The sequence below is a fragment of the Cupriavidus sp. 207A1 genome, from assembly GCF_057798955.1.
Map to the genome: position 1 here is coordinate 16,419 of NZ_JBYOJO010000004.1, position 20,052 is coordinate 36,470.

The following is a 20,052-nucleotide window of genomic DNA, read 5'->3' on the forward strand; positions in this document are numbered from 1 at the left end:
CGCCATGACTGACACGCTCCGCGTACGCGTCGGCCGCGTCGAGCCGCTGGCCGCCGGCATCAAGCGCTTCACCCTGCAACCCTGCGACGGCGGCGCGCTGCCCGCCTTCGACAGCGGCAGCCACGTCGTCGTCCACATGGACGGCGGCCGGCTGCGCAACGCCTATTCGCTCACCAGCACGCTCGGCGAGCCCGGCCACTACCAGATCGCCGTGCGGCTGGAAGAAGCCTCGCGCGGCGGCTCGCGCTTCATGCACGAGCAGGTGCGCGAAGGCGACGAACTGCGCATCGGCGCGCCCGGCAACCTGTTCAGCCTGGACCACGCCGCCGGCCGCCACCTGCTGATCGCCGGCGGCATCGGCATCACGCCATTCATGACGCATATCCAGGCGCTGGCCGCGCGCGGTGCCGACTTCGACCTGCACTACTGCTTCCGCAATGCCCAGTCCGCCGCCTTCCTCGACGTCCTGCCCGCCACCTTGCAGCCGGGCCAGCTGCGCCTGTATGAAAGCGACAGCGGCACCCTGCTCGACATCGCCGCGCTGATCGCCGCACAGCCGGACGACACCCACGTCTACGTGTGCGGCCCGGCCCCGCTCAACGACGCCGTGGTCAACGCCGCGCGCGCCGCCGGCTGGGACGCCGGCCGCATTCACTTCGAGCAGTTCCGCAATGAAGTGGACGCCACCGGCGGCGCCTTCGAGGCCGTGCTGAACAAGAGCGGGCTGACGCTGCAGGTGGGCGCCGACGAATCGCTGCTGCGCGCGATCGAGAAGGCCGGGATCAAGGTGGACTGCATGTGCCGCGAGGGCATCTGCGGCTCCTGCGAGACCGCCATCCTGGAGGGCGAAGCGGACCATCGTGACCAGTACTTGTCCGATGCGGAGAAGGCGGCGCAGAAGACGATGATGCTGTGCGTGTCGCGCTGCAGGGGACAGCGGCTGGTGCTGGATCTGTGACCCAGCCGCAGGCTTACGCCGGCAACGCAGTCCTGCGGTGGGCCAGCGCGTCGCAGGCGGCGCGCGCATCGGCCACCAGCCTCGCCACGATCCGGCCGGCGGGTTCGATCGCATCCGCGAAGCCCCCCGCCGGGCCGAGCGACACAATTCCCGCATCGACCTCGCCGTCCAGATAGACACGCTGCCGTGTGCGCGACGACAGGATCAGGTCGCCGAAGGCCGCGTGATTGCGCGCCCCTTGCGCCTCGAGGCGCTGCACCGCGCGGGCGCTGTCGTTGGCGAGCACGCGCCAGGTATCGCCAAGACTGCCGAGGATGGTGGTCGAGCAATGCTCGTCCGACGCGATGATGCGTTGCTTCAGCGCATCGTGCGCGGCGATTTCGCTGGCGACCATGAAGCGGCTGCCCATCACCACGCCATCGGCTCCCAATGCCAGCGCGGCGGCGATCTGCCGGCCGCTGCCGATGCCGCCGCCGATCACCAGCGGCAGCTCCAGCCGCTCCAGCGCAAAGGCGCCATTGACGAAGGCCGACAGCTGGTTGGCGCCCGGATGGCCGCCCTCCTCCAGCCCGACCAGCGCCACCGCGTCGACGCCCAGCCGCTGCGCCGTCACCGCATGGCGCACGCTCGGGCACTTGTGGACCAGGATGCCGCCGCAGTCATGGATGGGGCCGACCAGCGCCTCGGGCGAACTGCCGGCGCTCTCGAACAGGCGCACGCCCTCTTCGAAGGCGATGCGGATCCGGCACCAGCCGGTTGAAGCCCTCGCGCCGGGAAATCGTCAGGTTGACGCCGAAGGGTTGCCCGCCGGTCAGCGCGCGGCAGCGGCGCAGGTCGGCGCGGTAGTCGTCCAGCGATTCGAACGAGCGCGCCGTGATGAAGCCCATGGCGCCGGCATTGACCACCGCGGCCACCACACCGGAGGTGCCGAGGTGGTGCATGCCGCCGAGCAGGATGGGATAGCGGATGCCCAGCAGTGTGGTCAGCCGGGTCTGGAGCACGGGGTCCGGCGCCGAGCCGATTGCGCGGGTGTCCATGGCGTCAGGCCGCGGCCAGCAGGTCAGTGGTGTCGTGCTGCGCGGCCTTGTACTGTGCCGACAACTCGTCCACCAGCCCGGCCACGTCCCGCACCGCGTCGACTCCCGACACCGAATGGCCCGCGCTCCAGACATCGACCCAGCGGCGCGGCGCGCGCCCGCCGTTGTGGTGCTCGCTATACAGCTCCGCGGCCCGCTGCGGCGTGATGGGGCCGGCCAGCGCCTTGGGATCGAGGCCGGCGGCAACGACTGACGGGCGCAGCATATTGGTGTCCAGGCCGGTGAAGGCCTGCGTCAGCATGACGTCGTCGAGCGAACTGTCGACCAGCATCTGGCGATACGCATCGCTGGCCATGCTCTCGGGCGTGGCGATAAAGCGCGTGCCCATGCAGCCGAGGTCGCAGCCCAGCACGCGCGCCGCCCACAGCGCGGCGCCGTCGGAAATGCCGCCGGACAGCACCAGCGGGCCGTCGAACATCTGGCGCACCGCGCGCACGAAGGCAAAGGTATTGAGCCAGCCGGTCTGGCCGCCGGCACCGGCGGTGAGCAGCACCAGCCCGTCGGCGCCCGCCTGCAGCGCCTTCTCGGCATGGCGCAGCGTGGCCACGTCGGCCAGCACCATGCAGCCGACGTCGTGCAGCGGCTTGACCACCGCGGCCGGCGAGCCGACGCTGGCGATCACCATCTCGACCTTGTGCCGGACCAGTACCGCCACGTCCTCGGCCAGCATCTCCGGCTTGCGGCGCATGATCAGGTTCGGGCAGGCCGGCGCGGTCGGGCCATGGACCGCGGCGCAGTCCGCGGCGACCCGCGTCAGCCATGCATCCAGTTCCTCGGCCGAGCGCGCGTTGACGGTGGGGAAGGATCCGATCACGCCGCTGCGGCAGGCGGCCGAGACCAGGTCGGGACCGGAAACGCGCAGCATGGGCGCGGCGATCAGGGGCAGCCGCAAGCGGCTGGCGAGTGAGGCGGGCAAGGTCATGGCAAGGGATTCCAGGAGATTCAGTCGGGTGGCATCGGTGCCGGTGCGGCAGCATCCGGGGCATCCGGGGCATCCGGGGCATCCGGGGCAGCGGCGCCGGCAGGCGCCGCCGGCGCGGCGATGCCCTGCCGGAAGATGCGGATCAGCATTTCGCCCAGCGCGGGCAGGTCCACGTGTTCGGGATCGATCAGCGACTGCGCCGTCACGCCGCGCAGCGTGCCCAGCAGGATCAGGCCGAACATCTCCGGATCGACGTCGCTGGCGATCTCGCCGCGCGCGATGCCGATGCGCACCTGAGCGGCGAACGCCGCGACACTCTCGGCATTGATGGGCCGCGCCATCTGCTGCAGCTCGGGCATCGACGAGAACGATTCCCCCCACAGGATGTGCAGCGCCCGCGACGGCACCGGGTCCGCGCCGGCCATGCCGACATAGGCGCGCACGGTGGCCTCGAGGTTGGTCAGCCCCGGCCGCACGCGGACCGGACTGTGCTCGCGCGACCACTGCGCGAAGCGGCGCCGGAACCGGTCGACGATGAACTGGTAGACCTGTAGCAGCAGCCGCGTCTTGCTCTTGAAGTAGTAATTGGGCAGCGAGTGGCTGTAGCCGGCCTCGCGTCCCACGTCCACCAGCGACAGCCGCGACGCGCCGTTCCTGGCGATCAGCTGGATCGCGACGTTGATCATCCGGCTGATGGCGGCCTCGCGCAGCTCGGCGTTGGTCTTGCTTTCGGCATCGGCGGCGGGTGCGGCGGACTCGGACTGCAAACTCATGGCGACTCTCTGAATGACTTGCGGCGCTGCCCGGGGTCATGACAACGGCAGCGGGTGATGACAGGCAACGGCGTGCCCGGGCGCGTCCGCGCAGGCCTGCAGCGCGGGGGCCTCGCGCGCGCAGCGCTCGCTGGCGCGGGCGCAGCGCGTGCGGAAGCGGCAGCCGGACGGCACGTCCAGCGGCGACGGCGTCTCGCCGTGGGCCAGCGCCGGCCGCAGCAGGCGGCGGGCAGGGTCCGGCGACGGCACCGAGGCCAGCAGCGTGGCAGTGTACGGATGGCGCGGCGCGCGGTAAAGCGAGCCCGCCGGCGCCAGTTCGCACACCTTGCCAAGATACATCACCATGACCCGGTCGCTGACGCTGCGCACCACGCCCAGGTCATGCGAGATAAACAGCAGGGTCAGGCCATGGGCCGCCTTGGCGTCTTCCAGCAGGTTCAGCACCTGCGCCTGGACCGAGACATCGAGCGCCGAGACCGGTTCATCGCATACCAGCAGCTGCGGGCGCAGCACCAGCGCGCGCGCGATGCTGACGCGCTGGCACTGGCCGCCGGACAGCTCCCACGGCCGGCGCTTGCCGACCACGTTGGCGTCCAGCCCCACGTCCGCGAGCGCCTGCGCGGCGCGGGCGCGGCGCTCGGCGGCGCTGCCCTCGCCCGCCACCACCAGCGGCATCTGCACGATGTCGAGGATGCGTTGGCCGGGGTTGAGCGAGGACATCGGGTCCTGGAACACCATCTGCATGCGCCGCCGCAGCGCGCGCAAGGCGGCGCCGCGTGCCTGGGCCAGCGGCACGCCGTCGAAATCGACCGAGCCGGACTGCGGCGCCGGCAGTGCCATCAGCGCGCGCGCCAGCGTCGATTTGCCAGAGCCGGACTCGCCCACCACGCCGAGCGTTTCGCCGCGGCGCAGGTCGAAGGAGACGTCGGAGAGCGCCTGCACGCGGCGGCCGCCCCTGGCATGGTAGGTCTGCACCAGGTTGCGGGCGCGCAGCAGCGTGGCGGTGTCCTGCACCGGGGTAGGAAGTCGGGCGGTCACGTCAGGTTCTCCTGCACAGGATGCCAACAGGCATAGAAATGGCCACCGCCGGCGGGCATGGCGGCCGGGACGGCGCTGTCGCATTGCCCGGCGCGGGCAGCGCAGCGCGGCGCAAAGCGGCAGCCGGCCGGCGGCGCGCTCAGGTCAGGCGGCTGGCCCGGGATGGCCGGCAGGCGCGCATGCGGTTCGGCGTCGGCGCGCGGCACCGACTGCAGCAGCGCGTGCGTATAGCGCATGCGCGGGCGCTGCAGCACGTCGGCGACGCTGCCCTGCTCCACCATGCGGCCGGCGTACATCACGGCGACGTCGTCGCACATTTCGGCGACCACGCCAAGGTTGTGCGTGATCAGCAGCATCGCCATGGCGTGGCGCTCCTGCAGGCGGCGCAGCAGGTCCAGGATCTGCGCCTGCACGGTGACATCGAGCGCGGTGGTGGGCTCGTCGGCGATCAGCAGGCGCGGGGTGCAGGCCAGCGCGATCGCGATCACCACGCGCTGGCGCATGCCGCCCGACAGGCGGTGCGCGTACTCGCCGGCACGCTGGCGCGGATCGGCAATGCCGACGTCCGCCAGCAGCTCCACCGCCCGCTCGCGCGCGGCGCGCGCCGACAGGTCGGTGTGCTGGCGCAGCACCTGCTCGAGCTGGCGGCCGATGGTCAGCACCGGGTTGAGCGAGGTGAGCGGGTCCTGGAAGATCATGGCGATCTCCTTGCCGCGCACGCCGCGCATGTCGCGCTCGCCGAGCTGGCGCAGGTCGCGCCCGTTGAAATCGATGCGCCCGGCGGGGGTGCGGGCCACGCCCGCGGGCAGCAGGCCGATCAGGCTGCGCGCCAGCACCGACTTGCCCGAGCCCGATTCGCCGACCACGCCGAGGGTCTTGCCGGCGTCGAGCGTGAACGAGACCCCGTCGACGGCGCGCAGCAGGCCTTGCGGCAGCACGAATTCCGTCCTGAGGTCGGTGACCGCGAGCAGCGGCTGGCCGGCGGACTTAGTGTGAGATGCGGCGGATGTCATCATGCGGCCCTCGCCCTGCCGTCGAGACGGCGCTGGAGTTCTTCGCCCACCTGGTTCAGGGCGAAAATCGTCAGGAACAGCATGCCGGCCGGGAAAAACACCGCATGCGGCCCTTCCACCACGCGCGACTGCTCGCTCGCCATCATCGAGCCCAGCGACGGTGCCGGCGGCGGCACGCCCAGCCCGAGAAAGCTGAGCGCGGCCTCGGCCAGCGCGCCGATCGCAACCAGCAGCAGGCTGTAGGCCAGCAGCGCCGGCACCAGGTTGGGCAGCAGCTCGCGCACGATCAGCCGGGCGTGTCCCATGCCGGCCGCGCGCGCGGCGGTGACGAACTGCTGCTCGCCAAGCCGCAGCGTGTTGGCGCGCGCGATGCGGATTACCGCCGGCACGAACACGATGCCGAGCGCCACCACCACCTTCACCAGCGGCGGCCCGGGATAGGCCACCATGGCAATCACCAGCACCAGCGGCGGAAACGCCAGCATCACGTTCGACAGCATCAGGATGGCGCGCTCGACCCAGCCGCGGAAATAGCCCGCGCAGACGCCCAGCGTGCCGCCGACCAGCAGCGCCAGCGTCACCGAGCCCAGGCTGACCACCGCGGTGATGCGGAAGCCGTACAGCGTGCGCGCCAGCACGTCGCGGCCGAGCGAGTCGGCGCCGAACCAGCGGGTGGCGTCGGGCGGGGCCAGCATGTCGGCCAGGTGCAGGCGCATCGGGTCGCGCAGCGGCAGCCAGTCGGCCAGCAGCGTGGCGCCGGCCACCAGCACCAGCCAGGCCACCGAGAACAGGTAGAGCTTCGGGGATAGTCGCATGGGTCAGCCTTCGGCATCGCGAAGCAGACGGGGATCGACCAGGGCGTAGGCCAGGTCCGTCAGCAGGTTGACGAGAATGAACAGGATCGCGACGAAGAGCACGATGCCCTGCGTCATCAGGTACTCCTGCTGGTAGATCGACTCCACCAGCAATTGCCCCACGCCCGGCAGCGCGAACAGCGTCTCGATGACGATGGCGCCGCCCATCAGCCGGCCCATGTTCACGCCGACCACGGTGATCAGGTTGAGCGACGACGGCCGCAGCGCGTTCTCGAACAGGATCCGCCAGGTGGGCAGGCCCATGCCGCGCGCCAGCGCGATGTAGTTCTGCTGCAGCGTGCCGACCATCTCGCTGCGCAGCAGGCGCAGGTACACCGGCACTTCGATCAGGGCCAGCGACAGCACCGGCATCACCATGCTCTCGAGGTTGCCGGTGATGCTTTCCGACAGGCTGACGTAGCCGGTGGCCGGCAGCCATTGCAGCCGCAGCGCCAGCACGTAGACCAACCCCAGCGCCAGCACGAAGGCCGGCGTCGACAACAGCGCCAGGCAGCCGGCCAGCACGCCATGGTCCAGCTTGCTGCCGCGGCGGTAGGCGCTGAGGATGCCCAGCGGCACCGCCAGCCCGAGCGCGACCACCTGCGTCAGCAGCACCAGCTCGATCGTTACCGGCAGGCGCGACAGGATCACGTCGAGTGTCGCCTCGCCGGAATGGATGGCGTGGCCGAGGTCGCCGTGCAGCACGTCCCACAGCCAAATCAGGTAGCGCAGCGGCAGCGGCCGGTCCAGCCCCAGCTCCAGCCGCAGTGCGGCGACGCGCTCGGGCGTGGCGGCGTCGCCCAGGATGATCAGGGCGATATCGCCCGGCAGCAGCGCCACCAGGAGGAAGCTCACCATGGACACGGCAACCAGGGTGGCCGCCACCGTCAGTGCGCCGGTCAGCAAGCGTTTGAGTTTCATCGTGCATGGCCTCCCGTTTCGCGCCAGATGCCGCCGAAGCGCACCAGCCCGTCCGGCACCACGGTGATACCGTGCACGGTCTTGCGCGCGGCGATGGTGTCGCTCACGTTGTAGAGAAAGGCGTAGGGCATGACCTCGGTGGCCAGCACGCGGGCGAAGTCGCTGTAGATCGCGGCGCGGCGCGCCGGGTCGCTGGTGCGCATGCCGTCCTCCAGCAGGCGGTCGACGCGGGCGTTGCGGTAGCCGCCGTAGTTGCTGCTCGGCTTGACCGGCGCGAAGCGCGAGTGGAAGAAGATAAAGGCATTGGAATGCGGGTCGGCCCGGCCGGTGAAGCGGAAGATGCTCGCCTCGAACTGATGCGAGGTCATGTTCTGCACCAGCCGGTTCTGGTCGAACGGCACCAGCTCCACCTTGATGCCGGCCTCCTCCCACATCTGCTGCAGCGCCTGCGCCAGGTTGCGGGTGTCGGGGCTGTTGTTGAACTGCAGCGTGAACGACACCGGCTTGCCGTAGTCGGCCAGCAGCGCCCGGGCCCGCGCCAGGTCGTACTTCGGGTAGACCTCGGTCGGCTGCGTGATGCCGGCCACGCCCTTGCCGAAGGGGCTGTAGGCCAGGCTGGGCACGCCGAAGCCGAGCGTGCGCGCCAGCAACGGGCGATCGATGGCGTGGGCCACCGCCTTGCGCACGCGCAGGTCGTCCAGCGGCGGCTGGTTGAAGTTGAAGTAGATGCCCTCGGTGCCGAAGCCGTCGGGGTAGTACAGCGCCACGCGCTTGTCGGCGCGGATGGTGTAGATGAAGCGCGTGGTGGGCTGCAGGATCATGTCGGTCTGTCCCGACAGGAACGCCGATTCCCGCGTCTCCGGATTCTGCATGCCGCGGAACACGACACGATCGAGATAAGGCTCGCCCGGGCGCCAGTAGTCCGGATTGCGCGCCACCACGAAGCGGCTGTTGCGCACCCATTCGACAAAGCGGAACGGGCCGGTGCCAACCGGGCGCGTGCCGATGCCGGCCGGGTCGGCCTTGAAGGCCTTGGGCGAGACCATGATGCCCGGGGCATCGGCCAGCACCGTCGGCAGCGCGGCATTGGGCTCGCTCAGCACGAATTCCACGGTCGAGGGGTCGAGCGCGCGCACCTCGCGGATCTCGCGCATGCTGCTCAGGCAACGGCAACGGTTGGCCGGGTCGCGCGTGCGCCGCAGGTTCGCCACCACCGCCTCGGCGTCGAATGGCGTGCCGTCGTGGAAACGGATGCCCTGGCGCAGGTGGATGCGGTAGCGCAGGCCGTCGGCCGACACGGTATAGCTCTCTGCCAGCCACGGCACGGCCCGGCCCTGGGTGTCGATATCGAACAGCGATTCATAGACCGGCGTCGACAACTGCCGCTCGGTGAAGGTGCCGGTACGGATCGGGTCGACCACGGCCGGGTCCTGTGCCAGCCCGACGGTCAGCGTGCCGCCGCGGCGCGGGGCGGAGCTTTCCGCGGCCAGCGCTGTCGCCAGTCCGCCAAACCCGGTGAGCGCCGCCAACAGCGCGATACCGGCACGCGCCTGTACCCGGCGCGCGCATCTTGTCCAACGCATGTCGTCTCCTCTGTCGTAAGCCGGCGGGTCTGTGCCTGCCGTTGCCCGGGGCCGCGTCGGCGCGCGGCTTGCCGTCCCTCGATGCGTCCTGTTACGTCGCTGTCCGCTGCAACGCCTGTTCAGTCGCGCTGGAGCGTGTGCACGTAGCACACCGCGCCCACGCCCACCATGTGCGCCAGGCCCACGCGCGCGCCGGGATGCTGGCGTGCGCCGGCCTCGCCGCGCAGCTGCAGCGCGATCTCGCCGACCTGGCCGATGCCGGTCGGGCCGATGGGATGGCCCATGGCAATCAGGCCGCCCGACGGATTCACCGCGCAGCGGCCGCCGATGTCCCACGCGCCTTCCCTGAGCATCGGCACGGCGCGGCCGGGGCCGCACAAGCCCATGGCCTCGACATATTCGACTTCCTCCACGGTGAAGGCGTCGTGCAGTTCGAGCACATCGATCTGCTCCGGACGCAGACCGGCCTGCTGCAGGGCGAGACGCGTGGTCTCCTCGGTCAGGTTCGCGTCGAAGCGGGTGGCGTCCTCATACAGCCGCTGGCTGCGCGCCGCGGATGCCGTCACCCGCACCGGCTTGCCGCCGTCCACGCCGAGACGGCGGATGGCCGCTTCGGAGGCGACGATCACCGCCGCCGCGCCCTCGCCCACCGGGCAGCACTGCAGCGTGGTCAGGCTGCCGGATACCGGGCGGCCGCCCAGTACCTCTTCCAGCGTACGGGGCTGCTGCCGATGCGCGTTGGGATTGCGCGCGCCGTTGCCATGGTTCTTCACGGCGACACGGGCGAAGTCCTGCTGGTCCACGCCGTGGCGCTGGGCGTACTGGTCGGCCAGCAGCGCGAAGTGCGTAAAAGGAACGATGGCGTCCTCGGCCAGTTGCGGAATGCCCATGGCCGCTTCGCCGCGCGTCACCGGCGCGGGCTTGTCGACCCCAACGGCGAGCGCGACCTCGCACATGCCGCTGGCCACTTCCATGCACGCCTGGCGAAACGCCGCCGAGCCCGAGGCCGACGCGTTTTCGACGTGCATGACCGGAATGCCGGTGGCGCCGAGGTGGCGCAGCATCGGCCGGCCGGGCGCCATCGGCAGCAGCGCCTTGGCGAAGTAGGCGGACTCCACCGCCGCCCATTCGATGCCGGCGTCGGCCAGCGCGCCGCGCACGGCGGCAAGTCCGAGCGTGGCGTAGCTGTCTTCACTGAGCGGCTGGTAACGGTGCCAGCCGGCGCCGATCACGTAGACCGGGCGCATGTCGTTGAGGGTGCGTTGCATGGCGTTCGGGAACTCGGGATATCGGAATCGTGCAGTGAGGCGGAAATCAGCGCTGCGTGGTGAAGCGCAGGTCGAGCGCGGCGCCATCGGCACCGGCGACCTCGGCAAGCGTGGCGTAGAGCGGCTGGTCCGCGCGCAGTGGCACATCGGGGTTGCCGTCGAGCAGCGTGCGCAGCACCGGGCCGTCGTCGAGCCTGACGGTGACCACCGTGAACGGCGGCTCGCGGTCCTTGCGCGCATGCAGCATGACCCGCGCCGAGGCCACCAGCCGGCCTCGGCCCGCCAGCAGCGTCGGCGTCAGCGCATCCCCGGTCGCGCCACAAGCCTCGCAGCCGTAGGCCTGCATGGGAAAGAACACATGGCCGCAACGGCAGCGGGCGCCGTGCAGCACGGGCTCGCCGTCAGGCGACAGGGCGTAGAGCTGGGGTTTCAGCAGGGCGGTCATGGAACGGTCATCCGTGATGGAGAGTGATGGCGTTTTTTAAGTCTCGTAACTTATTAGATTCGTTGCAAGTATCCAATCAAGGAAACGCGTGAATTCACGGGTATTCACCTATCCCGACCGCTTTCAACGGCACTAGGCTAGGGTTTATCCCAAGGTTTACATAATTTCTTAGTCCACTATCTAATAAGTTAGCGCGCTGGGATATCAGCACGCCGTCCAACAAGGAGCGAACCACGATGTATGCATTCAGCGAGGAGACGCGCGCCATCCGGGAGCTGGTCCGGCGGCTGGTCGACGATTTCCAGATGCCACTGGAGGCGCGCGTCCTCCGGGGCGAAAAACTCACGCGCGCCGATTACGCGCCGGGGCGGCGCGCGGCCCGGGAGGCCGGACTGTGGCGGCTTGGCGTGCCGCAAGACCTGGGTGGCGCCGGCTTGCCGCTGGTTACGCTGCTGGCCATCACCGAAGAGAATTTCCGCTGCCTGACGCCGCTGCGCTTCGGCGGCCGGGCCCTGCCCAACCTCTACGGCCTGCAGGGCGAACAGCGCGAACGCTACCTGGAGCCCTTTCTCAACGACACCAAGGTGCTGGCCTTTGCCCAGACCGAGCCCGGCGGCGGCGCCGACCCGGCCGGCGCCATCCAGACCTTTGCCCGCCGCCAGGGGGACGGAGACCAGGACGGGGATGGCGGCGGCTGGGTGCTCAACGGCACCAAGGTGTTCATCAGCAATGTCGCCGACGCCGACGTGGTCTTCGTGGTGGCGCGCACCGACAAGGCAAAGCGCGCCGGCGGCATCTCGATGTTCGCAGTGGAGACCGGCAACCCCGGCATGGTCCGACGCGAGATTCCCATGCTCGGCGGCTTCGTCACGCATGAGCTGATCTTCGACGACTGCCGGGTGCCGGCGCATGCGCTGGTGAGCAGCGAGGGCGGCGGCTTCCGCCAGGCGCAGCAGGCGTTGTCGGCGGCGCGCTTCGATGTGGCCGCGCGCGCGCTCGGCATCGCGCAGCGCTGTCTCGAAATGATGATTGCCTACAGCAAGGAGCGGAAGGTCTTCGGCGAGCCGCTGGCCGCGCTGCAGGCGACGCAGTCGGCCATCGTCGATTCGTGGGTGGAAATCCAGCAGAACCGGCTGCTGGTCTACCGCAGCGCCGAGCGGCACGACGCCGGCGAGGACACCCGCGTCGAAGCCGGCATGGTCAAGATGACCTGCACCGAGATGGTCGATCGCGTCATCGACCGTGCCATCCAGCTCTACGGCGCCGCCGGCTGCGCGCTCGATAACCCGCTGGCGCATTGGTACAACCACCAGCGCCTGGCGCGCATCTACGAAGGGCCGACCGAACTGCACAAGTACCGCGTGCTGGCCCGCCACCTGCTGTCCTGACCCGCCAGGACCCAAGGAGACAACATGCAAGCTTCCGTAGAGACCGCGCAGGCGCCGCAGCCCGGCACCGTCGAGCACTGGGCGCGCGCGCGGCCCGATGCGCTCGCCGCCATCGAGGGCGAGCGCGCGCTGAGCTGGGCCGCGCTCGACGACCATGCCAACCGGCTCGCGCATGCCCTGTCGGCGCGCGGGCTGGGCCGCGGCGACATCGTCGTGGTCCGCACCCAGATCCGGCTCGAGTGGATGGCCATCGCCGCGGCATGCGGCAAGCTCGGCTGCTCGCTGCTGGGCATGAACTGGCGGCTCACGCCCGCCGAGGTGCGCTACGTCCTCAACAACAGCCGCGCCAACGCCATCGTCTGCGACGACGCCGACCCGGCCGCGCTGCTGCCGGCGTTCGACGGCCAGCCGCTGAAGGCCGCGGTGTCGCTGGACGTCGCCGCGGCGGGCTTCGACCATTACGCCGATCTGGTCGCCGCCCCCGCCCCCGCGCGATACTCCGCGGGCCAGCCTGGCCTGATCATCTACACCTCCGGCACCACCGGCTTGCCCAAGGGGGTGCTGATGCGCGGCAGCGCGGATATGTCGGACCCGATCGTCACCGAATATCTGGCGGATGTCGGCGCCCACCGCACCACCTCGGCCGAGGCCTGCTTCCTGCTGACCATGCCCGTGCACCATGGCTCGGGCCCCTCGCAGATATGGGCGGCGCAGAAGGCCGGCGCGCTCACCGTCATGATCCGGCGCTACGACCCGCTCGCCGTGCTCGACGCGATCCAGCGCTACCGTGTGAGCCACTGGACCGGCGTGCCGACCATGTTCAAGCGGCTGGCGGCGCTGCCGCCCGGCACGGTGGCACAGCACGACCTCACGTCACTGCAGTCGATCACGGTGGGCGCCGCGCCGGTGTCGGATGCGCTCAAGCAATGGATCATCACGCATCTCGGCGACTGCCTCTACGAAGGCTACGGCTCGACCGAGACCGGCATGGTCAGCCGCATGATGGCCGGCGACCAGCGGCGCAAGCCCGGCTCGAGCGGCCGCCCCTACCGCCACGTGCGCATCGAGATCCGCGATGCCGACGGCCAGGTGCTGCCGGCGGGCCAGTCCGGCGAGATCTGGGCCTGGACGCCGGTGGCGATCCGCAACTACCTGAACGCCCCCGCGCTCGGCACCGACACGCGCGACGAGCGCGGCTTCTTCCGCACCGGCGACGTGGGGCGGCTCGACGACGAAGGCTTCCTCTACATCAGCGACCGCGCCAAGGACATGATCATTTCCGGCGGCGTGAACATCTATCCCGCCGAAATCGAGGCGGCGCTGCAAACCCACCCTGCCGTCGCCGACGCCGCGGTCATTGGCATCCCGGACGAAGAGTTCGGCGAGAGCGTGATGGCGTTCTGCGAGATCAAGCCCGGGCTGAGCGTGGACGAACCTGCGCTGCTCGAACACTGCGTCGGCCAGCTCGCCTCGTACAAGCGCCCACGCAATATCCGCATCGTCGACGAACTGCCGCGCAATACCGTCGGCAAGCTGCTCAAGCGCGACCTGCGCGCGCCCTTCTGGAAAGACAAGGAGAAAAACGTATGAACAACCTGCTCAGCCTCAGCGAACGCGTGATGCTGGTGACCGGCGCCGGGCAAGGCGTGGGGCGCCAGATCGCGCTGCATGCCGCCGCCCACGATGCCGAAGGCGTGGTGGTCAACGACTACTTCCTAGACCGCGCCGAAGCGGTGGCCGAAGAGGTGCGCGCCGCCGGCGGCCGCGCCATCGCCGTGCAGGCGGACGTGACCAGCCATGAAAGCGTGCAGGCGATGTTCGCCACGGCACGCGAGGCCTATGGCCGTGTCGACGTGCTGGTCAACAACGCCGGCAATGCCGGCGCCACGCCCAGCGCCGATGCGCGCAAGCCGTTCTGGGAGACCGGCCCCGATGCATGGAACAGCTTTATCGGCGTCAACTTCTACGGCGTGATCCACTGCACCGCCGCCGCGATCCCGGACATGATCGCGCGCCAGTCGGGCCGCATCATCACCATCATCTCCGACGCGGGCCGCATGGGCGAAGCGAACCTGGAGGTGTATTCCGGCGCCAAGGCCGGCGCGGCCGGCTTCATGCGCGGCGTGGCGCGCGCCATGGGGCGCCACCACGTCACGGCGAACTGCGTCGCGATCTCGGCCACGGTGACCCCGGCCATCGAAGCACGGCTGAAGGCCGACCCCGAGCGCACCAAGAAGATCATGGAGAGATACGTGATCCGCCGTCCGGGCCGGCCCAACGACGTCGCCAACATGGTGACCTTCCTCGCCTCGGATGCCAGCAGCTGGATCACCGGCCAGACCTATCCGGTCAACGGCGGTTTCTCGTTCGCCCTGTAAGGAGACGCCATGTCAGATATCCGTACGGACACCCAGACGCCGCGCGTCCTGACCGAGCGCCACGGCCATGTGCTGGTCATCACCATCAACCGGCCGGAGGTGAAGAACGCCTGCGACGGCCAGACCGCGCTGCAGATGAACGCGGCCATGGACCAGCTGGACAACGATCCCAGCCTGTTCCTCGGCATCGTCACCGGCGCCGGCGGCGACTTCTCCGCCGGTGCCGACCTGAAAGCAGCGGCGCGCGGCGAACTGCGCGAGCGCCCGCCGCGCGGCGGCTTCGGCGTGTTCAAACGGCCCGCGCGCAAGCCATTGATCGCGGCGGTCGAAGGCGTAGCGGTTGGCGGTGGGCTGGAACTGTGCCTGTCGTGCGACCTGATCGTCGCCGCGAAGAACGCGCGCATGGGCCTGCCGGAAGTGCGCCACAACCTCGCAGCGATTGGCGGCGGGCTGTTCCGGCTGCCGCGGCGCATCCCCTACCACATCGCCATGGAGCTCGCACTGACGGGCGAGCTGAAGGATCCATCTTTCTTCGCACCGCTGGGGCTGGTGAACCGCGTGGTCGAGCCCGGGCAGGCGCTGGACCAAGCACTGGCCCTGGCACAAAAGCTGATGGCCAACGGCCCGACGGGTCTTGCGGCGGCCAAGGAAATCATCTTCCAGTCCGCCAACTGGACGGATGAAGAAGCCTGGGAGAAGCAGATGCCCATCGCCGCCGTGGCGATCGAATCAGAAGATCGCAAGGAGGGACTGAAGGCCTTCGTGGAGAAGCGCAAGCCGGTGTGGCGCGGGGTGTAGCGGGCGCGCATCATCGACACCCTGACTCCCCTAAAACGTAGGGTATAGCTCGGCGTCGGCTCGACGTTAAAGTGTCGGGCCGGTTCGCATTGGATTGCGGGCTATATCAATAAGAACGAAGGGAAGGGACATGCGGGTCTGGTCAATCTCTGCACTCTGTGCATGCATCGCGACGTGCGCAATTCTCATGGGCTGTGTTGGCTCACGGCCATATCAGACGGAACTCGGGCCCAGGCCCTCGGACGGCGGGCGCCTGCCGCCGGCAAAGCCCGTCGAAGTCAAGAAAGTCTGTTCGAGTCCCTCGGCATGCGTGGTTTTTGTCGAGTATGACGACTACGGCAATCTGATGAACCGTGCACAAATGCTCGGGGCGGTAGCAGCGGCGGAAGAGACCGCACGCGCGCACGGCACGGTTCTTGTCTATGTGCATGGCTGGCATAACGACGCGGCCAATGGCACACGCGACGTCGAGCGGTTCAAGGAACTGGTCCAGCGCGCCTCCGAGGTCGATCAGACCTACCGGCCCGGCCATGAAGGGCGTGGCAATATTCTGGGCGTCTACGTGGGCTGGCGCGGTGACTCGATCGCCAGCGACGGTTTGACCAAACCATTCAGCTACCTCTTCACGTTCTGGGACCGTAAGAGTGCCGCGCATGAGATCGGTAACAGCGGCGGCGTGTATGACCTGTTTTCCCGACTGTCCGAACTGCGTCGCAAGTACGGCCATTCCAAGCTGTTGATTCATGGCCATAGCTTTGGCGGCGCCGTGGTCTATTCCACCGTCTCCCAGACGCTGATGGACCAGATCCGGATGGATGCAAGCACGTCGACGTCGCCGGCGTCAGCCCTGGCGGATCTCGTGTTGATCGTCAATCCGGCGTTCGAGGCAATGAAGCTGCGCCCGCAGTTCGACTTGGCACGCCACCAAGAATACAGGTCGGACCTGCCGCCCCGGTTGGTTGTCATCACCACGGAGGCCGACCTGGCGACCAGCGTCACGTTCCCTGTCGGCCGCGCCATTGGCACCCTGTTCGAAAGTTATGCCGATCCACAGTCCAGCGCGGAGAACACAACGGCCCTGGGCCATCACATTCCGTACGTGACGCATCAACTCGCGAAGCCGCAGGACACTGCATGCAGTGATGCAACGAGTCCGGGCGGCATCCCGAAATCCCTGTCCGCTTCAGCGGGCCTCGCTGCACTGGCAGGCGTGCGCAACCTCGGCTCCCTGATAGACCAGAACAAGCCGACGTTGTGTGTGCCGGCGCTAAAGGAATTTCCTGACGCGGCACGCTTGCTCTTGCAACGCTGCGACACGCCCGGCGCGTGTTCGCTGGTGGCGGGCAATCACTATATTGTCCGGGGCGCGGCTGCCGAGGGCTATGTGCCCTTCCGGTTGCCGATCATGAACATTCGCACCACCGCGGATGTCAGTGGCGGACACACCGATATCAGGAACCCCACCCTCGAAAATTTCGTCGTCCAGTTGTGGGCCTTGGCGGTCAGAGATGCCGCAGCGGTACCCATTGCCCCATTGGGGTCGGAACCTCAGTGACAGGTCCTTCTCCTAGCGGCAAATTGCGATCCGGTACGGCGCGTTGAGCATGAGCCGTGCTGGTCGCCCGGCCGCGGGCGTTGCCTTCCATACACGGGCCAGTTTTCATGCTTCCTTGCGGTAACCGATCCCGTCGCCTAATATGCAACCACTTAGTTGCATATCGATCCTTCCAAGGAGACCGCCCATGCCTTCCGACACCGACCGCATCGAACGCAGCATCCTGATCGAAGCCCCGGTAGCGCGCGTCTGGCACGCGCTGACCGATGCCGATACCTTCGGCAGCTGGTTCGGCGTCCGCTTCGACGGCGCCACCTTCGCGCCCGGCCAGCGCGTGGTGGGCAGCATCACCTATCCGGGTTACGAGTACCTGAAATTCGACGTCCACGTCGAACGCATGGAGCCGGAACGGCTGCTGTCGTGGCGCTGGCATCCGGCGCCGCTGGAGCGCGGGCGCGATTATTCGGACGAGCCGGCCACGCTGGTGGAATTCACGCTGCGCGAGGTGGAGGGCGGCACCATGCTGACTGTGGTCGAGTCCGGCTTTGACCGGATCCCGCCGGAACGTCGCCAGGAAGCCTTCCGTATCAACAGCGGCGGCTGGGATGCGCAGGTCGACAATATCCGCAAGCATGTCGCCGGCGCTGCCTGAAGCGCCTGAACTGCGGCAATCCGCCGCGGTCTTTGCGGCGCTTGGCGACGAAACCCGGCTGCGGCTGGTGGCGGCGCTATGCGCCGGCGGCGCGATGTCGATCGCGCAGCTGACCGCGGGCAGCGCCATGACGCGGCAGGCGGTGACCAAGCACCTGCAGGTGCTGGCGCAGGCCGGGCTGGTGCACGACAGCCGCGCCGGACGCGAGCGCCTGTGGCAGTTCGAGCCCGGCCAGCTCGATGCCGCGCGCCGGTCGCTGGAAGCGATCGGGCGGCAATGGGAGTTTGCGCTGGGCAAGCTGAAGGTGGCGGTGGAGGGCGAGCATTAGCTGGCTACCTCAATTCTGCTGCCGGTTTGCTCCCCTCTCCCGCACGCCGGAGCGGGCGCAAACAAGCGGTCGCTGTCTGCCTCGCACGCGACGAAGTCCCGCCTTATCACCGCTATACTGACAGCCCCGCCCATTCCGGCAAAAGGAAGCGCGCAGTGGCTGACCACGACCTGTCCAGGCTCAAGATCGACCGGCAAGCCGCCGCGGCCGGCGTGCATCTGCGCCCGCGGCGCCGATGGCTGCGCTACGCGGCCATCGCGCTGGTGCTGCTGGCGCTGGCCGGCATTGCCATCCGGCTGGCCAGCCCGCGGCCGGTGCAGACCGCCACAGTCACCTCGGCCTACCCCACGCAGAACTTCACGCTGCTGAACGCGACCGGCTATGTCGTGCCGCAGCGCAAGGCGGCGGTTGCGTCGAAGGCGCAGGGCCGGCTGGAATGGCTGGGCGTGCTGGAAGGCTCGCGCGTGAAGAAGGACGAGGTGATCGCGCGGCTGGAAAGCAAGGACGTGGCCGCGTCGTTCGCGCAGGCCCAGGCGCAGGTGCAGGTGGCGCAGGCCAACCTGGCGCTGCAGCAGGCCGAGCTGAAGGACGCGGAGGTGAACCTGCGCCGCTCCAGGATCCTGATCGTGCCGAACGCGATCTCGCGCACGCAGTACGATGCCGACGTGGCGCGCTTCGACAAGGCGCGGGCCTCGGTGAACAGCTCGCGCGCGTCGGTGGTGTCGGCGCAGGCCAATGCGCGCGCGGCCGAGGTGGCGGTCGAGCAGACCGTGGTGCGCGCGCCGTTCGACGGCGTGGTGCTGGTCAAGCATGCCAACGTGGGCGACAACATCACGCCCTTCTCCGCCGCGGCCGACACCAAGGGCGCGATCGTCACCATCGCCGACATGGAAACGCTGGAAGTCGAAGCCGATGTCGCCGAATCGAATATCGCCCGGATCCGCGTCGACCAGCCCTGCGAGCTGCTGCTCGACGCCCTGCCCGGCCTGCGCCTGGCCGGGCAGGTTTCGCGCATCGTGCCGACGGTGGACCGCTCCAAGGCCACGGTGCTGGTCAAGGTGCGCTTTGTCGACCGCGATGCGCGCGTGCTGCCCGACATGAGCGCCAAGATTGCCTTCCTGTCGCGCGCGGCCACCGCGCAGGACCGCCAGCCGGTGGTCGCGGTGCAGCCGGCGGCAATCGCCACGCGCGACGGCCGCCAGGTGGCCTACGTGGTCCGGGACGGCAAGGCGCACGAGATGACGGTCAAGACCGGCGCCAAGCTGGGCGAACTGGTGGCCGTGCAGGGCGTCAAGCCCGGCGACGTGGTGGTGCTGTCTCCCGGCGACCAGATCGGCGACGGCAGCCGCGTCGCCACCGCCAGGCCATGAGGTGGCCAGCATGAGCGCCGCGCCGCTGGTGCAGATCGACCACGTCGCCAAGTCCTACCGGCGCGGCATGCAGACGGTGCCGGTGCTGACCGATATCTCGCTGGAGATCGGCGAAGGCGATTTCGTCGCGCTGATGGGGCCGTCCGGCTCGGGCAAGAGCACCCTGCTGAACCTGATTGCCGGCATCGACCGGCCCGACCGCGGCACGCTGCGCGTCGCGGGGCTGGACATCACCCAGTTGCCCGAAGCGGCGCTGGCCGACTGGCGCGCCGCCAATGTCGGCTTTATCTTCCAGTTCTACAACCTGATGCCGGTGCTGACCGCGTTCGAGAACGTCGAGCTGCCGCTGATGCTGACGCGCCTGCCGCGCGCGGAGCGGCGCGCGCGCGTGGAACTGGTGCTCGACATGGTCAACCTCGCCGACCGCATGAGCCATTATCCGTCGGAGCTGTCGGGCGGCCAGCAGCAGCGCGTGGCGATCGCGCGCGCGCTGATCACCGACCCCGCGCTGATCGTTGCCGACGAGCCCACCGGAGACCTCGACCGCACCTCGGCGGCCGAGATCCTGGCGATGATGCAGCGACTCAACGCCGATGCCGGCAAGACCATCATCATGGTTACGCACGATGCGCACGCCGCCGCCGCGGCCGGCTCGCTGGTCCACCTGGAAAAGGGGGAACTGATCCGTGGCGAGCCGGCCTAGCCTCGATT

The 20,052-nt window shown here is 69.1% G+C and carries 19 protein-coding genes and 1 pseudogene; 10 read left to right on the forward strand and 10 right to left on the reverse strand.

What is annotated here, in order from left to right:
- Positions 1-4: 4 nt before the first annotated feature.
- Positions 5-958 (forward strand): PDR/VanB family oxidoreductase, encoded by a 954-nt coding sequence (locus tag AC3FMM_RS08235; protein ID WP_473704821.1) that lies wholly within the window; start codon positions 5-7, stop codon positions 956-958.
- A 13-nt stretch (positions 959-971) separates the two neighbouring features.
- Here AC3FMM_RS08235 and AC3FMM_RS08240 read toward each other — a convergent pair.
- From AC3FMM_RS08240 to AC3FMM_RS08285, 10 genes and pseudogenes are all read right to left on the reverse strand, one after another.
- Positions 972-1,995 (reverse strand): annotated as a pseudogene (locus AC3FMM_RS08240) (NAD(P)H-dependent flavin oxidoreductase).
- A 4-nt stretch (positions 1,996-1,999) separates the two neighbouring features.
- Positions 2,000-2,977, reverse strand: a complete 978-nt coding sequence (locus tag AC3FMM_RS08245; RefSeq protein ID WP_198036034.1) for an NAD(P)H-dependent flavin oxidoreductase — start codon at positions 2,975-2,977, stop codon at positions 2,000-2,002.
- 20 nt (positions 2,978-2,997) lie between these two features.
- The gene (locus AC3FMM_RS08250; protein ID WP_326346506.1) at positions 2,998-3,750 is read right to left on the reverse strand and encodes a TetR/AcrR family transcriptional regulator; all 753 of its coding nucleotides are present in this window, start codon (positions 3,748-3,750) and stop codon (positions 2,998-3,000) included.
- Positions 3,751-3,786: 36 nt separating this feature from the next.
- Positions 3,787-4,788 (reverse strand): ABC transporter ATP-binding protein, encoded by a 1,002-nt coding sequence (locus AC3FMM_RS08255; RefSeq protein WP_240987789.1) that lies wholly within the window; start codon positions 4,786-4,788, stop codon positions 3,787-3,789.
- A complete protein-coding gene (locus AC3FMM_RS08260) occupies positions 4,785-5,804 on the reverse strand; it encodes an ABC transporter ATP-binding protein (protein WP_488686419.1) in 1,020 nt (339 codons plus the stop codon). The genes AC3FMM_RS08255 and AC3FMM_RS08260 overlap by 4 nt, the downstream gene beginning before the upstream one ends.
- Positions 5,801-6,616: an ABC transporter permease gene (locus AC3FMM_RS08265; protein WP_115683506.1), complete on the reverse strand. Its 816-nt coding sequence runs from the start codon at positions 6,614-6,616 to the stop codon at positions 5,801-5,803. Before AC3FMM_RS08265 ends, AC3FMM_RS08260 begins: the two co-directional genes overlap by 4 nt.
- A 3-nt stretch (positions 6,617-6,619) precedes the next feature.
- Positions 6,620-7,576, reverse strand: coding sequence for an ABC transporter permease (locus AC3FMM_RS08270; RefSeq protein WP_488686420.1), 957 nt, complete (start codon positions 7,574-7,576; stop codon positions 6,620-6,622).
- A complete protein-coding gene (locus AC3FMM_RS08275; protein WP_115713777.1) occupies positions 7,573-9,159 on the reverse strand; it encodes an ABC transporter substrate-binding protein in 1,587 nt (528 codons plus the stop codon). The genes AC3FMM_RS08270 and AC3FMM_RS08275 overlap by 4 nt, the downstream gene beginning before the upstream one ends.
- Before the next feature lie 119 nt (positions 9,160-9,278).
- Positions 9,279-10,427, reverse strand: coding sequence for a thiolase family protein (locus tag AC3FMM_RS08280; protein ID WP_115713778.1), 1,149 nt, complete (start codon positions 10,425-10,427; stop codon positions 9,279-9,281).
- A 46-nt stretch (positions 10,428-10,473) separates the two neighbouring features.
- Positions 10,474-10,872: a Zn-ribbon domain-containing OB-fold protein gene (locus tag AC3FMM_RS08285; RefSeq protein ID WP_115683510.1), complete on the reverse strand. Its 399-nt coding sequence runs from the start codon at positions 10,870-10,872 to the stop codon at positions 10,474-10,476.
- Between the two features lie 236 nt (positions 10,873-11,108).
- Here AC3FMM_RS08285 and AC3FMM_RS08290 point away from each other — a divergent pair, with 236 nt between their 5' ends.
- From AC3FMM_RS08290 to AC3FMM_RS08330, 9 genes are all read left to right on the forward strand, one after another.
- Positions 11,109-12,260: an acyl-CoA dehydrogenase family protein gene (locus AC3FMM_RS08290; protein ID WP_115683511.1), complete on the forward strand. Its 1,152-nt coding sequence runs from the start codon at positions 11,109-11,111 to the stop codon at positions 12,258-12,260.
- A gap of 24 nt (positions 12,261-12,284) precedes the next feature.
- Entirely contained in the window at positions 12,285-13,850 is a 1,566-nt protein-coding gene (locus AC3FMM_RS08295; RefSeq protein ID WP_115713780.1) for a class I adenylate-forming enzyme family protein, read from the forward strand.
- The gene (locus AC3FMM_RS08300) at positions 13,847-14,638 is read left to right on the forward strand and encodes an SDR family NAD(P)-dependent oxidoreductase (protein WP_115683513.1); all 792 of its coding nucleotides are present in this window, start codon (positions 13,847-13,849) and stop codon (positions 14,636-14,638) included. Before AC3FMM_RS08295 ends, AC3FMM_RS08300 begins: the two co-directional genes overlap by 4 nt.
- A gap of 9 nt (positions 14,639-14,647) precedes the next feature.
- A complete protein-coding gene (locus AC3FMM_RS08305; RefSeq protein WP_116314071.1) occupies positions 14,648-15,436 on the forward strand; it encodes a crotonase/enoyl-CoA hydratase family protein in 789 nt (262 codons plus the stop codon).
- 310 nt (positions 15,437-15,746) lie between these two features.
- Positions 15,747-16,991 (forward strand): hypothetical protein, encoded by a 1,245-nt coding sequence (locus AC3FMM_RS08310; RefSeq protein ID WP_414248638.1) that lies wholly within the window; start codon positions 15,747-15,749, stop codon positions 16,989-16,991.
- Between the two features lie 187 nt (positions 16,992-17,178).
- On the forward strand, positions 17,179-17,643 hold the full coding sequence (locus AC3FMM_RS08315) for an SRPBCC family protein (protein WP_115683515.1): 465 nt from the start codon (positions 17,179-17,181) through the stop codon (positions 17,641-17,643).
- The gene (locus AC3FMM_RS08320; protein ID WP_115713783.1) at positions 17,624-17,971 is read left to right on the forward strand and encodes an ArsR/SmtB family transcription factor; all 348 of its coding nucleotides are present in this window, start codon (positions 17,624-17,626) and stop codon (positions 17,969-17,971) included. The genes AC3FMM_RS08315 and AC3FMM_RS08320 overlap by 20 nt, the downstream gene beginning before the upstream one ends.
- 155 nt (positions 17,972-18,126) lie before the next feature.
- Positions 18,127-19,341 carry an efflux RND transporter periplasmic adaptor subunit gene (locus tag AC3FMM_RS08325; protein ID WP_115713784.1) on the forward strand — a complete coding sequence of 405 codons (1,215 nt, stop codon included), beginning with the start codon at positions 18,127-18,129 and terminating at the stop codon, positions 19,339-19,341.
- Between the two features lie 10 nt (positions 19,342-19,351).
- Complete coding sequence (locus tag AC3FMM_RS08330) at positions 19,352-20,044, forward strand: ABC transporter ATP-binding protein (protein WP_115713785.1); 693 nt, start codon at positions 19,352-19,354, stop codon at positions 20,042-20,044.
- The last annotated feature ends 8 nt before the right edge of the window (positions 20,045-20,052 follow it).